15 protein-coding genes and 1 tRNA gene are annotated in these 13178 nt (G+C 73.5%); 4 read left to right on the top strand and 12 right to left on the bottom strand.

All coding sequences use genetic code 11. From position 1 onward, the window contains the following. Position 1 precedes the first annotated feature (1 nt). The gene (locus ABZ117_RS13900) at positions 2-1177 is read left to right on the top strand and encodes an amidohydrolase family protein (protein ID WP_356820418.1); all 1176 of its coding nucleotides are present in this window, start codon (positions 2-4) and stop codon (positions 1175-1177) included. A gap of 16 nt (positions 1178-1193) precedes the next feature. Further along, positions 1194-1721, top strand: a complete 528-nt coding sequence (locus ABZ117_RS13895) for an NUDIX hydrolase family protein (protein WP_356820603.1) — start codon at positions 1194-1196, stop codon at positions 1719-1721. 41 nt (positions 1722-1762) lie between these two features. On the opposite strand, the gene ABZ117_RS13890 is transcribed toward ABZ117_RS13895, so the two are convergent. The 4 genes from ABZ117_RS13890 to ABZ117_RS13875 all read right to left on the bottom strand — a co-directional run bounded on the left by ABZ117_RS13890 (position 1763) and on the right by ABZ117_RS13875 (position 4337). Further along, on the bottom strand, positions 1763-2221 hold the full coding sequence (locus tag ABZ117_RS13890) for a helix-turn-helix domain-containing protein (protein ID WP_356820416.1): 459 nt from the start codon (positions 2219-2221) through the stop codon (positions 1763-1765). A gap of 154 nt (positions 2222-2375) precedes the next feature. After that, positions 2376-3596 (bottom strand): MFS transporter, encoded by a 1221-nt coding sequence (locus tag ABZ117_RS13885; protein WP_356820601.1) that lies wholly within the window; start codon positions 3594-3596, stop codon positions 2376-2378. 272 nt (positions 3597-3868) lie between these two features. Further along, positions 3869-4072: a hypothetical protein gene (locus ABZ117_RS13880; protein WP_356820415.1), complete on the bottom strand. Its 204-nt coding sequence runs from the start codon at positions 4070-4072 to the stop codon at positions 3869-3871. Between the two features lie 191 nt (positions 4073-4263). Continuing rightward, a tRNA-Pro gene (locus tag ABZ117_RS13875) sits at positions 4264-4337 on the bottom strand. 125 nt (positions 4338-4462) lie between these two features. Here ABZ117_RS13875 and ABZ117_RS13870 point away from each other — a divergent pair. Then, a complete protein-coding gene (locus ABZ117_RS13870) occupies positions 4463-5170 on the top strand; it encodes a transketolase (protein ID WP_356820413.1) in 708 nt (235 codons plus the stop codon). 43 nt (positions 5171-5213) lie between these two features. Next, positions 5214-6143, top strand: a complete 930-nt coding sequence (locus tag ABZ117_RS13865) for a transketolase C-terminal domain-containing protein (protein ID WP_356820411.1) — start codon at positions 5214-5216, stop codon at positions 6141-6143. A gap of 43 nt (positions 6144-6186) precedes the next feature. Here the strand turns inward: ABZ117_RS13865 and ABZ117_RS13860 are convergent, their stop codons facing one another. From ABZ117_RS13860 to ABZ117_RS13825, 8 genes are all read right to left on the bottom strand, one after another. Continuing rightward, on the bottom strand, positions 6187-7383 hold the full coding sequence (locus ABZ117_RS13860) for an MFS transporter (protein ID WP_356820599.1): 1197 nt from the start codon (positions 7381-7383) through the stop codon (positions 6187-6189). 275 nt (positions 7384-7658) lie between these two features. Further along, the gene (locus ABZ117_RS13855; RefSeq protein ID WP_356820409.1) at positions 7659-8042 is read right to left on the bottom strand and encodes an MmcQ/YjbR family DNA-binding protein; all 384 of its coding nucleotides are present in this window, start codon (positions 8040-8042) and stop codon (positions 7659-7661) included. A 30-nt stretch (positions 8043-8072) separates the two neighbouring features. After that, a complete protein-coding gene (locus tag ABZ117_RS13850; RefSeq protein ID WP_356820408.1) occupies positions 8073-8594 on the bottom strand; it encodes a GNAT family N-acetyltransferase in 522 nt (173 codons plus the stop codon). Beyond that, complete coding sequence (locus tag ABZ117_RS13845) at positions 8591-9157, bottom strand: XRE family transcriptional regulator (RefSeq protein WP_356820407.1); 567 nt, start codon at positions 9155-9157, stop codon at positions 8591-8593. Before ABZ117_RS13845 ends, ABZ117_RS13850 begins: the two co-directional genes overlap by 4 nt. A gap of 46 nt (positions 9158-9203) precedes the next feature. Continuing rightward, a complete protein-coding gene (locus ABZ117_RS13840) occupies positions 9204-10106 on the bottom strand; it encodes a LysR family transcriptional regulator (protein WP_356820406.1) in 903 nt (300 codons plus the stop codon). A 31-nt stretch (positions 10107-10137) separates the two neighbouring features. After that, entirely contained in the window at positions 10138-11331 is a 1194-nt protein-coding gene (locus tag ABZ117_RS13835) for a glycine C-acetyltransferase (protein WP_356820404.1), read from the bottom strand. Between the two features lie 51 nt (positions 11332-11382). Beyond that, positions 11383-12411, bottom strand: a complete 1029-nt coding sequence (tdh, locus tag ABZ117_RS13830) for an L-threonine 3-dehydrogenase (RefSeq protein ID WP_356820402.1) — start codon at positions 12409-12411, stop codon at positions 11383-11385. Between the two features lie 173 nt (positions 12412-12584). After that, complete coding sequence (locus tag ABZ117_RS13825) at positions 12585-13160, bottom strand: GAF domain-containing protein (protein WP_356820400.1); 576 nt, start codon at positions 13158-13160, stop codon at positions 12585-12587. Between the last annotated feature and the right edge of the window lie 18 nt (positions 13161-13178).

Raw genomic sequence — 13178 nt, 5'->3', positions numbered from 1 at the left:
CATGCCCGCATCGGGACCGGTTCACGAGGCCCTCGCCGCGCTGCCGCTGGTGGACCACCACTGCCACGGCGCGGTGACGGCCGACCTGGACGCCGGGGACTTCGAGTCGCTGCTCACCGAGGGCGACGCCTGGCCCGGCATCTCGTCCTTCGACAGCCCCGTCGGCGTGGCCGTGCGCCGCCACTGCGCGCCCCTGCTGGACCTCCCCCGGCACGCGCCGCCCGCCGACTACGTGGCCCGGCGCGCGGAGCTGGGCTGGCAGGAGGTCAACCGGCGCTTCCTGACGGCGTCCGGGGCCGGGGTGTTCTGCGTGGACACCGGTTACGCGCCGCACCCGGTCACCAGCCCCGCCGAGCTGGCCGCGGCGGCCGGCGCCACCGCGTGCGAGGTCGTACGGCTGGAACAGCTCGCCGAATCGGTGGCCGCGCGGGGCGTGGCGGCCGGGGAGTACGCGGCCGTCCTGCGCGCGACCGCCGAGGAGGCCGTCCGCCGGCCGGGCGTGGTGGCGGTGAAGTCCATCGCCGCGTACCGCACCGGCTTCGCCCTGGACCCGCAGCGCCCGGCGGACGCCGAGGTCGCGCGGGCGGCCGGGCACTGGCTGGCGGGCGGTGGCCGGCTCACCGACCCGGTGCTGGTCCGGCACCTGCTGTGGACCGCCGTCGACCTGGGGCTGCCGCTCCAGCTGCACACCGGTTTCGGTGACGCGGACGTACGGCTGCACCGCGCCGACCCCACGCTGCTCGCCGACTGGCTGCACCTGACCGCCGGCACGATCCCGGTGCTGCTGCTGCACTGCTGGCCGTACCAGCGCCAAGCCGCCTGGCTGGCCGCGGTGTTCGAGCAGGTATACCTGGACGTCGGCCTCGCCCTGCACCACACCGGCCCGGCCCGCTGCCGCGCCGTGCTGGAGGAGGCGCTGGAGATCACCCCGTTCCGCAAGCTCCTGTACAGCTCGGACGCCTACGGTGTGGCCGAGTTCCACCACCTGGGCGCCCTGTGTTTCCGGCAGGCGCTCGCCGGTCTCCTCCAGGACCGGGTGGACGCCGACGAGCTGAGCCCGGCCGACGCCCTGCGCATCGCGGACTGGACGGGCCGCGACAACGCCCGCCGCCTGTACGGGCCTCCCGTATCCGAACCGGCCCGCGATCCCCGCGGGCGCCCCACCCGGAAAGTATGATCAAGCAATGTCTGACATGACCGAAACCACGCCCGGCTGGCTCACCACGGACGAGCTGGAGATGGCCCGGGCCCGGATGCCGATCCTGTACGTCGAGGCCGTGCCCGTGCGCGTGGACGACAGCGGTGAAGTCACCAGTATCGGGCTGCTGCTGCGCATCGGCCAGGACGGAACGGTCAGCCGGGCCCTGGTCTCCGGGCGCGTCCTGCACCACGAGCGGGTGCGCGACGCGCTGTTGCGCCACCTGGAGAAGGACCTGGGCCCGGTGGCCCTCCCCCACGTCCCGGCCTCGCTCCAGCCCTTCACCGTCGCCGAGTACTTCCCGACGGCCGGCATGACCCCGTACCACGACCCGCGCCAGCACGCGGTGTCCCTGGCCTACGTCGTCCCGGTGACCGGCGACTGCCGGCCGCGCCAGGACGCGCTGGACCTCGTCTGGTTCAGCCCCCGGGAGGCCGCTTCGCCGGCGGTGCAGAACGAGATGCCGGGCGGGCACGGGGCGCTGCTGAAGCAGGCGCTCGCCCATGTGGGTGTCGTGTCCTGAAGCGGCCGGAGGGCGGCTTCGGATCGCCTCCGAAGCCGCCTCTACCCGGGCTTCCGCACGTGGGTGGTCTCGCTGTCGAGCAGGGTGCCGCCGGCGCCGGCCGGCGCGAGCTCCGGCACCGGGATGCCGTCCTGGTCGACCAGGACGGAGTGGGTCTCACCAGGGGCGAAGGCGTGGCGTTCGCCCCACTGCCGCAGGGCGAGGATGACGGGGAAGAGGTCGCGGCCGGTGTCGGTGAGCACGTACTCCCGGCGGCGGCCCGATGGCGCGGTGCGCTGGACGAGCAGCCCGTGCGCGGTGAGCTTGCGGAGCCGGTCGGTGAGGATGTTGCGGGCGATGCCGGTGCGTCGCTGGAACTCGGTGAACGAGCGGGCCCCGTCCATCGCGTCGCGGATGACGAGAAGGCTCCACCTGTCGCCGACGAGGTCGAGCGTCCGGGCGACGGGACAGTCCGGGTCGGTCCAGCCGGGCTTCGCGGCGCGCGTGGTGTCGTTCGCCATGACACCTCCCGATGAGTTGCGGACCGAAACCATTATGCCGCATGGGCCCGCCGGGCCGGGTTCCGTACGGGTACGAGGGTGAGTGACCGGGGGGAGGGCCCGGCCTCCGGTCTACCCGCGGCCGGGGAGCGCTCGCAGCACGCGTCCGGCTCCGTCACCCCTCTCGCGCCTCCTCCCGCATCCGCCGCGCGCCCGCCGCCTCGGTTCCGGGGGGCGTGCTGTCGACGGGCGGTCGCCTGTCGATCGCCCAGACGGCGAGGGCGCAGGCCGCGAACCCGGCCCCGAGGAGACTGGAACCGGCCCAGCCGCGGGCACTGAAGACGGCCGTGGTCGCGGCTGCGCCGAGGGCGGAGCCGAGCGAGTAGAAGACCATGTAGCTGCCGACGACGCCGCTGATCCGATCCGGATTCGCGGTGGTGAGCAGGTGCTGGTTGCTCACATGGACGACCTGGACCGCGAAGTCGAGAAGCACGATCCCGACGACGAGGAGCCACAGTGACGACGGAAGCCGTGCGATCGCCGCCCACGAGACGATCAGCAGGGTGAGCGCGAACCCGCTGACCGGGACCGCCCGTCCCTTGTCCGCCCACCGTCCCGCACGTGCCGCGCCGAGCGCGCCGGCGAGTCCGGCGATGCCGAACAGTCCGATCCGCCCCTCGCTCAGCCGCCACGGCGCGGCCCCCAGCGGCAGGGACAGTCCGCTCCACAGCGTTCCGAACGAGGCGAACAGGAAGAACGCGACGAGCCCGCGCGTCAGGAAGAGGCGCTGCCCGAACAGTCCGCCGACCGAGGCGACGGCCCGCCCGTACCCCGCGGGCCGGCCGGGGCGCTGCTCCGACGGCAGTACGGCGAGGGCGAGGGCCGCCAGCCCGAGTGACAGCACCGCGAGCACGGCGTAGACGCTCCGCCAGCCCCACACCTCGGCGAGCATGCCGGTGGCGACCCGCGCGCCCAGGATGCCGACGACGACGCCCGAGGTCACGACGCCGATGCTCCGTCCGCGTTCGGCGGGCGGCGAGACCGAGGCGGCGTAGGCCACCGCGGTCTGCACCACGACCGCGAACAGCCCGGCCGTCGCGAGCCCGGCGAACGCCACCCACGCGGCCGACGCCGAGGCCGTCAGGAGCATGCCCGCCGCGGTGACCGTCAGGTGCACGGCGATGAGGCGGCGCCTGTCGACCACGTCGCCGAGCGGGACCAGCAGCACCAGCCCCGCCAGGTAGCCGAACTGGCCGGTCGCGACGATCCATCCGGCGAGTCCCGGCGACAGGCCGAGGTCGTGTCCCATCGGCTCCAGGATCGGCTGCGCGGCATAGACGCCCGCCACCGCGACACCGCACACCACCGCGAGCAGCAACCGCCGCCAGGCGTCCATCGCACCCACACCCCGATCAGTAGCACTACGCAACTGTCTCGACCGTATGCCAGAATGGTTTCAATCCGCAACTCATTGAGAGGTGGCCGCGGCCGACGGCTCCCTCACGGGGCCACGCCGCTTTGCACCCTCCCCCGCGTAGACAGACATAAATAGCGTTCTTTATGCTTGGCGCAGCCTCGTCGCCGGGTGATTCCCCCGTCGCCGGCGGCGAGGCTGCACAGCGCTCGTCGTGCACGACGAGCGTCCCGGCGGAGCGGCCGCCGTGGCGGTCAGGAGGCGGGGACGCGCCCGGAGTCGATCTGGATCCCATCGGCCGCCGACTCGGGGGCGATGCTGGGCAGCAGCAGTTCGGCGCGCTGGGTGGCGAGCTGCGAGTAGACCCGCATGCCGGTGCAGGCACCCACGAGGAAACGGGCCAGCCGGTCGGGGCTGACGGCCGCACGGAGTTCACCGTCAGCCTTGGCACCCGGCACTCGGCGCCGTCCCTCGCGAACATAAGTAACGCTCTTTATGTTATTCGCGCCGGGACAGAACTCCGCACGCGCCGGGGCGCGCTCACGACGCTCCCGGCGCCGACCCTCGGGTTCCCGGCCGCCCCCCGGAAATGATCGAGGGCCGGTTTCGGATCTCTCCGAAACCGGCCCTGACCTGCCACTCTCACGAGTCGGGACGACAGGATTTGAACCTGCGACCCCTTGACCCCCAGTCAAGTGCGCTACCAAGCTGCGCCACGTCCCGATGCCGTTTGACCTGGACTTTCCCCAGGCCGAACGCGCAGAGAAACAATACCGCACTCGGATCGGTGGTCGTGCGCCACTCTCCCTGTTGACCTCAAGTCCGCTTGAGGTTGCACGATCGTCCCTATGACGATCACAGCGGACGACAGCCGCACGCACGGATACGACGACCTGCCCCGTCTGATGCAGCTCATGACCGGCGACGAGAAGCACGGCCCGGCGGCCACCTCCACCCTCGACGTGCTCTGGGTGCTCTACGACCGCGTGCTCCGGGTCACTCCCGAGCGGCGGGACGACCCGGCCCGCGACCGGTTCCTGCTCAGCAAGGGGCACGGGCCCATGGCGTACTACGCCGTACTGGCCGCGAAGGGGTTCGTGCCCGTCGCCTGGCTGCCCGGGTTCGGGTCGTACGACTCCCCGCTCGGGCATCACCCGGACCGGGTGCTGGTGCCGGGCGCCGAGATCGGCAGCGGGTCGCTGGGACACGGGCTGCCGATCGCCGTGGGCACCGCGCTGGGTCTGCGCGCGCAGGGCCTGCCCGGTCCGGCGGTCTGGGTGCTGATCGGGGACGCGGAGCTGGACGAGGGCAGCAACCACGAGGCGATCGCCTTCGCCGGGCCCGCCGCACTGGACCGGCTGCACACCGTGGTCATCGACAACTCCTCCGCCAGCCACGCGCGGCCCGGCGGGATCGCCGCCCGGTTCGAGGCCGCGGGCTGGTCCGCGGTGACTGTCGACGGACGCGACCACGAGGCGCTGTACGCCGCGTTCACCGCACCGCACCCCGGCCGGCCGCACGTGGTCGTGGCCCGTGTCGAACCGAAGAACGCCTGACTCCCGCCGCTCCCCCTCCCCGTCAAGGAAAAGGTTCTCTCCTATGGACACCATGCGTGACCGTTTCGCCCCTGTCGTCTCCCGGCTGCTGGACGAGGACCCGCGGGTCGCCGTCGTCCTCGCCGAGATCGGTGCCGACGGCTTCCGGGAGACCATGCGCCGCCACCCCGACCGGGTGATCAACGTCGGCATCCGCGAACAGCTGCTGGTCGGGACGGCGGCGGGCCTGGCGCTCACCGGGCTGCGGCCCGTCGTGCACACCTTCGCCAGCTTTCTCGTGGAACGGCCGTTCGAGCAGGTCAAGCTGGATCTGGGCCATCAGGACGCGGGGGCGGTGCTGGTGAGTGCCGCCGCCTCGTTCGACTGGCCGGCCGGTGGCTTCACCCACATGGCGCCGGGCGACGTGGCCCTCCTCGACACGCTGGACGGCTGGACCGTGCACGTCCCCGGGCATCCCGACGAGGCCGAGACGCTGCTGCGCCACGCGGTCGCCGCGGGCGACGACAAGGTGTACGTGCGGCTGTCCGTGCAGTCCAACGAACAGGGGCGGCCCGTCGACGGGCGGCACTTGCGCACGGTCCGCGAGGGCCGCTCCGGGGTGGTCGTCGCCGTCGGCCCGATGCTGGACGCCGTCCTCGCCGCCACCGAGGGCCTGGACGTGACCGTGCTCTACGCGACGACCGTGCGGCCCTTCGACGCGGCCGGGCTGCGCCGGGCGACCGAGGCCGCGGGCACGGACGTCGTGCTGGTCGAGCCGTATCTCGCGGGGACGTCGACGGCCGCGGTGAGCGAGGCGCTGTCCGATGTCCCGCACCGGGTGCTCGGCCTCGGCGTGGGCCGCCGCGAACTGCGCCGCTACGGCACGATCGAGGAGCACGTGGCCGCCCACGGGCTCGACCCGGCGGGCCTGCGGCGGCGGATCGCCGGCTACCTGGGCGCCGGACGCACCACCGCCCCGGCCACCGGCGTGTGACGGCACGGAGGGAAGCCGCGCGCACGGGCCTCGGGCCGGTCTCTCAGCGGGCGGGGGTGTCCGCGTCGGCTCGGACCAGGTCGCGTATCGCCGGGACCGCTAGCAGGGCCGCCGCCACGACCAGGCTCACCGCGCCGGCGATCAGCAGGACGTGGCCGGCGCCCAGTGCCCCGGCCGCGGGGCCGGCGAGGGCCTGGCCGATGGGCATCATGGCGAGCGAACCGGCCACGTCGTAGGCGTGGATGCGGTTGAGGACGTCGGCCGGGACCTGGGTCTGCACGCTGGTCGCCCACATGACACCCCAGAACGACATCCCGGCACCGGCGAGCGCGGCCCCGGCCGCCATGGCCGGTACGCCGAGTCCCGCCCCGACGGCCGCCGGGAAGCCGAAGAAGGCGAACAGGGCGACGGCGCCCGCCCGGAGCATGCGGCGGGGCCGCAGCCGGAGGGCGATCAGGCCGCCGATCACCGTACCCCCGCCCAGGGCCGAGTTGACCAGACCGTAGGCGCCCGGGCCGTGCTGCCCGACGACCTCCGTGGCCACCAGCGGGACGGCCGGACCCCATACGGCGATCATGTAGAGGCACCAGACGGCGATCACGCCCCACAACCACGTGCGGGCACGGAACTCCCGCCAGCCGTCGACGAGATCGGCGCGGAAGGCCCGCATGCCGGAGCCGGTGGCGGCGCGGACGCCCGCGGGCAGCGGGGGCAGCCGGAGCAGCAGCAGGCACAGGGCGCTGACCGTGTAGGTGGCGGCGTGCGCGGCGAAGACACCGCCGGGCGAGGCGAGAGCGACGAGGACGCCGGCGACGGCCGGGCCGGCGAGCTGGGCGGCGGACTCGGCGATACGGATCGCGCCGTTCGCGCCCTGGATGTCGGCGGCGAGCCGGGGCACCGTACTGGCCACGCCCGGCTGGAAGACGGCCCCGGCGATACCGTTGACGACCCCGATGGCGCAGATCTGCCACAGCACCACATGCCCGGTGAAGAACAGGCCCGCGGCGAGCGACTGGGTGCCGAGCCGGACCAGATCGGCGCCGATCATCAGTTTCCGGGTGCTGAACCGGTCGGCGATGACCCCGCCGAAGACGACCAGCCCGGCGAACGCGGCGGTCGTGGCGGCCATGGCGAGACCGACCGCGCCGGCGCCGTAGCCCTGCTCCAGCAGGCCGGTGGCGAGGGCCACGGGCAGCATGGTGTCGCCGAGGCGGGCGACGGCCCGGGCCACGAAGAACAGTGCGAAGTCCCGCGACCAGACGGCCGGGCCGCCGGCCGCGGCGCCGCGTACATCCCGTACGGCGCTGCCGCGTCGTGCGCCGGTTCCCGTCACGCCCCGTGCTCCCCTCCCCGTAGTGGAGCCGGCCGGCCGCCCGCAGTCCGGCCCCGGCGCCGCCGCTCCCCCGCGGTCCGACCGCTTACCCACGCCGCACGCTCCCCCGCGCCCCGGTACCGCCCGGACCCGGTGCCGTCGCGCGGGATCCTGTCACGCCCCGGCCGCGCGCACCGGGATTTTCACTCCCCGGACTCGCCGGACGCCAAGGACCCCCCGGACAGGAGCAACTCGGGGTGGGCGTCCAGGAGTCGGGGCGGGGCGGCCTGACGCCAGGAGTCGGTGAGGATGTCCCGCAGCTCCTCCTCGTCCTCCAGGGCGGCGAGTCTCGCTCTCACCCAGGCGAACTGCGCCTCGTGGCCGGCGACCCAGAACTTCTCCGGTTCGGCCAGCACCAGTTCCTCGCGCTCCTCCCTGGGGCAGCGCACGGCGATGGAGGTCTCTTCCTCGGGCAGGGTCGCGAACATCTTCCCCGCCACCCGGAAGGTGGGCATGTTCCAGGCGGTCTTCTCCGTGGTCTCCGGCAGGGACAGGGCAATGCGGCGTACGTCTTCTGCATCCGGCATGCCACGCACCGTAGCTCCTGCCACTGACAGTCACCCCGGGAGCCGTTTGTAGTACAGCGTCGTCGGCCGCAGCCCGCCCGCCGGGGCGGCCGCGTAGTCGGGGATGGTGCCGGCCACGGTCCAGCCGGCCGAGCGGTACAGCTCCTCGGCGGGGCTGCCGGTCTCGGTGTCGAGGTGGAGCAGGGTGATCCCGCCGGCCACGGCCGCGTCCTCGGCGGTGGCGAGCAGCCGGCGGCCCAGTCCCCGGCCGCGCGCGCGGCGGTGCACCATCAGCTTGACGAGTTCCGCGCGGTGCCGGCTGTTCGGCTTGCCGGGGAAGGCCAGGCCGACCGTGCCGGCCACCCGGTCCCTGGGGTCCACGGCCGCCCAGACGCCGACGTGGCCCGCACGGACGGCGTCCGCCCGCTCCCGCCACCAGGCGACCGCCTCCGCGTGGCCGAGCGGCGCGAGGAAGCCGACGGAGGCGCCCGAGGCCACGGTGTCGGTCAGCAGTACCGCCAGGTCGTCGGCCCGTTCGCGGACGCGGGCTCCGTCCCAGCGCTCCAGCCTCACGGCCGTACCACCGCCAGCACATACCGCGCCGAGCCCGGGCCGGCGCAGCGGAACCGGGTCGCGCCGTGGACGCGCATCCGCAGGCAGTCGCCCGCGCCGAGCCGGTGGACCCGGTCGCCGACGGTCACCTCCAGGGCCCCCTCCAGCAGCCACAGGTGCTGTTCCAGGCCGGGCACGGGCGGGCGGTCGTAGGCGATGTCCGCGCCGGCGGAGAGACGGCCCTCGACCAGTTCGCCGCGCAGTGCGGCGTGCGGCGGCGACACGGACCGGCGGACGAACCCGGAGGCGCGGTCCTCCCACACCTGCTGGCCGGCGGCCGGCACCAGCGCTGCCGGTTCCGCCTCGACCTCGCTGAGCAGCTGGGACATCGTGCGGCCGTAGACGTGGCAGAGCCGGTTCAGGAGGGCGGCGGTGGGGCTCGTCTCCGCCCGTTCGGCGCGGGACAGGGTGGACCGGCTCACTCCGCTGCGCTCCGCCAACTCGCCCAGGGTCAAGCCGTGCTGGGCGCGCAGCTCGGCCAGCCGGGCACCGATGAGGTGATCGACGGTGTCCTCGGTTCTCATATCCGGGACGCTATCCCGCGGATGAGACGGGCGGGTTGCGGAGTCCTCACGCCTGCGCGGCCTCGCCCAGGGCCTCGAGCACCGGGCGGATCAGCGGGTGCCCCTCCGCCCCGCGGCGTACGGCGGCGAAGACCCTGCGGGTCGGAGCGACGCCGTCGACGGGCCGCACGACGACGCCGGAGAGGTCCATGCCGCGCAGCGCGGAGCGCGGTACGAGGGCGACGCCGGCGTCGGCCGAGGCCAGGGCGACGACGGCGCGGAAGTCGTCGGAGGAGTGTTCCAGGCGGGGCTGGAAACCGGCGCTCTCACAGGCCAGGACGACCACGTCGTGGCAGGGGTTGCCGGGGTACGGGCCGATCCACGGGTCCTTGGCCAGGTCGGCGAGGGGGACCTCGCGGGCGTCCGCCAGCCGGTGCCCCAGGGGGACGACCGCGTCGAACGGCTCGGCGTACAGCGGGACATGGGTCAGGCGGGGATCGCCCGCGGCCGGGGCGCCCCGGTACTCGACGGCGACCGCGACGTCGACCTGCCGGTCCAGCACCATGGGCAGGCTGGCGTCGCCCTCCGCGTCCTGGACCCGGATCCGGATGCCGGGCGCCGAGGCCGCGAGGCGGGCCACCGCGGGGGCCACGACCTGGGCGATGCCCGTCGCGAACGCCGCAACGGTGACCGTGCCCGCCTCACCCGAACCGTAGGCGGCCAGCTCGGCCTCGGCCCGCTCCAGCTGGGCGAGGACCGCGTTGGTGTGGCTGAGCAGGATCTCACCGGCCGGGGTGAGCCGGACCCCCTTGGCGCCGCGCTCGACCAGCCGGTGGCCGGTCTCCTGCTCCAGCGCCGTCAGCTGCTGGGAGACGGCCGAGGGGGTGAGGTAGAGCGCGGCGGCCGCCGCGGTGACCGTGCGGTGGTCGGCCACCGCGCGGAGGATGTGGAGCCGCCGTGCCTCGATCATGCCCCCGATTATCCCAGGGTGTCCGGCCCGCTCAGGCCTCCAGTTCGGCGCGCGCGGCGACGAACGCGTCGACCGCGCGGTCGACGTCCTGCGTGGAGTGTGCGGCGGACAGCTGGACGCGGATGCGGGCCCGGTCCTGCGGGACGACCGGGTAGGAGAAGCCGATCACGTAGACGCCGCGCTCAAGCAGCAGCTCGGCCATGCGGGCCGCCTTCGCCGCGTCACCGATCATGACGGGGGCGATGGCGTGGTCGCCGGGGAGGATGTCGAAGCCCTCCCCGGTCATACGGCGGCGGAACAGCGCGGTGTTCTCGGCGAGCCGGACCCGCAGGTCGTCGGCCGACTCCAGCAGGTCGAGGACCTTCAGGGAGGCGGCGGCGATCACCGGGGCGAGGGTGTTGGAGAACAGGTAGGGGCGGGAGCGCTGGCGCAGCAGGGCGACGATCTCGGCGCGGGCGGCGACGTAACCGCCGGAGGCGCCGCCGAGGGCCTTGCCGAGGGTGCCGGTGATGATGTCGACGCGGTCCATGACGCCGTGCAGTTCGGGGGTGCCGCGGCCGGAGGGGCCGACGAAGCCGACGGCGTGCGAGTCGTCGACCATGACCATGGCGTCGTAGCGGTCGGCGAGGTCGCAGATCTCGCGCAGCGGGGCCACGTAGCCGTCCATGGAGAAGACGCCGTCGGTGACGATCAGGCGGCGCCGGGCGTCGGACGCCTCCTTGAGCTTGGTCTCCAGGTCCGCGAGGTCGCGGTTGGCGTAGCGGAAGCGGCGGGCCTTCGACAGGCGGATGCCGTCGATGATGGAGGCGTGGTTGAGGGCGTCGGAGATCACCGCGTCCTCCTCGCCGAGCAGGGTCTCGAAGACACCGCCGTTGGCGTCGAAGCAGGAGGAGTACAGGATCGTGTCCTCCTGGCCGAGGAACGCCGACAGCCGGGCCTCCAGCTCCTTGTGCACCTCCTGGGTGCCGCAGATGAAGCGGACGGAGGCCATGCCGTAGCCCCAGCGGTCCAGCGCCTCGTGGGCGGCGGCGATCACCTCGGGGTGGTCGGCCAGGCCGAGGTAGTTGTTGGCGCAGAAGTTGAGGACCTCGCCGGGACGGCCGCCGGCGGTGACGCCGACGGTCGCGGACTGCGGGGTGCCGATGACCCGCTCGGGCTTGTGCAGACCGGCGGCGCGGATCTCGTCGAGGGTGGCGCGCAGGTCGTCGCGGACGGTGTCGAACATGGGGTGCTCCTGAAGACGCTGACGGAGAAGGGGAGTCGGGTCCGGTGCGGGCTACACGGTCCAGTCGAGGACGACTTTGCCGCCCTTGCCGCCGGCGGCGTCGGCGAAGGCCGCCTCGAAGTCGCGGTACCCGTACCGGCCGGTGATCACGGGGGCGAGATCCAGACCGCCCTCCAGCAGCACCGACATCGCGTACCAGGTCTCGAACATCTCCCGGCCGTAGATGCCCTTGATGGTGATCATCGAAGTGACGATCCGCGCCCAGTCGACCGGGAACTCCTGCGCGGGCAGGCCGAGCATGGCGATCCGGCCGCCGTGCGTCATGTTGCCGATCATGTCCCGCATGGCCTCGGGACGGCCGGACATCTCCAGGCCGATGTCGAAGCCCTCGCGCAGCCCCAGCTCCCGCTGCCCCTGCGCGATCGAGGTCTCGGCGACGTTCAGGGCGAGGCTGACGCCGATCTTGCGGGCCAGCTCCAGGCGCTCCTCGCTGACGTCGGTGATGACGACGTTGCGGGCACCGGCGTGCCGGGCCACCGCGGCGGCCATCAGGCCGATGGGGCCGGCGCCGGTGATCAGGACGTCCTCGCCGACCAGCGGGAAGGACAGCGCGGTGTGCACCGCGTTGCCGAACGGGTCGAAGATCGCGGCGACGTCGAGGTCGACGGGGATCCGGTGCACCCAGACGTTGGCCGCGGGCAGCGCGACGTACTCCGCGAACGCGCCGTCGCGGCCGACGCCGAGGCCGACGGTGGCCCGGCACAGGTGGCGGCGGCCGGCCAGGCAGTTGCGGCACTTGCCGCACACCAGGTGGCCCTCGCCGCTGACCCGGTCGCCGATGCGGATGTCGGCCACGTCCCGCCCGGTCTCGACGACCTGCCCGACGAACTCGTGTCCGATCACGAGCGGTGTGCGGATCGCCTGCTGCGCCCAGCCGTCCCAGGCCCGGATGTGCAGGTCGGTGCCGCAGATACCGGTCCGCATGACCTTGATCAGTACGTCACCGGGGCCGATGACGGGCTCCGGTACGTCCGTCAGCCGGAGTCCCGGCTCCGCCTTCTCCTTGACCAGCGCCTTCAACGCTACGGCTCCTGTGGGTGAGACCCGGTCCGCGGGCATGCCGAAGCAGCCCGGCACCGGGTCGGAGGGGTGGAATCACCCTGCAATCTGCCGTATGCGCGGGCCGGGGTCCATCGAGCTTTTCTTAACCGCCGCCTCAGCTTTCCTTCAGGCTCCTCCCGCCGTCCTTCGGATCACAGGGGCAGGCCGTCCGCCGCACTCCGTTCGAGGCGTACGACGAGATCGGCGGCCAGCCCCTTGATGGTCTCCAGGCCCGGCCTGCCCCAGGCGCGGGGCGCCATGTCGGCGGCGCACACAGTGCCGAGCGCCATACCGGAGTGGTCGATGAGTGGGGCGCCGAGATATGAACGGATGCCGTACGCGTCGACGATCGGGTTGCCCGCGAACCGGGGATAGTCGCGGACGTCCTCCAGAACCAGTGCTTTGTGGCGTACCACCACATGGGGGCAGAACCCATGGTCGCGCGGGAGCACCCGGCCGATGAGGGCCCTGCCGCCGTCCTCCCGTACCACCGGGGCGGTGGCCGGGGCACTCAGGCCCGCGAAGAACTGGTGGTCCTCGCCGACGAAGTTCACCATGGCGTACGGCGCGCCGGTGAGCTGGGCGAGGTGCCCGGCGAAGGCGTCCAGCACGGCGTCGGGCCGGTCCGCCAGGCCAAGCCGGCGCAGCCGGTGGACGCGGGCGGGGGCCTCCTTGTCCTCGGGGGTGAGCAGCAGGCCCCGGACCGGCCGGGGCGGCTCGTAGCTCATGGCCGGGCTCCGTCGCTG

The sequence above is a fragment of the Streptomyces sp. NPDC006309 genome (genome assembly GCF_040613095.1).
Classification (GTDB): domain Bacteria; phylum Actinomycetota; class Actinomycetes; order Streptomycetales; family Streptomycetaceae; genus Streptomyces.
Note: the sequence above shows the minus strand (reverse complement) of the source record. Positions and strands in the feature narration are given on the sequence as shown.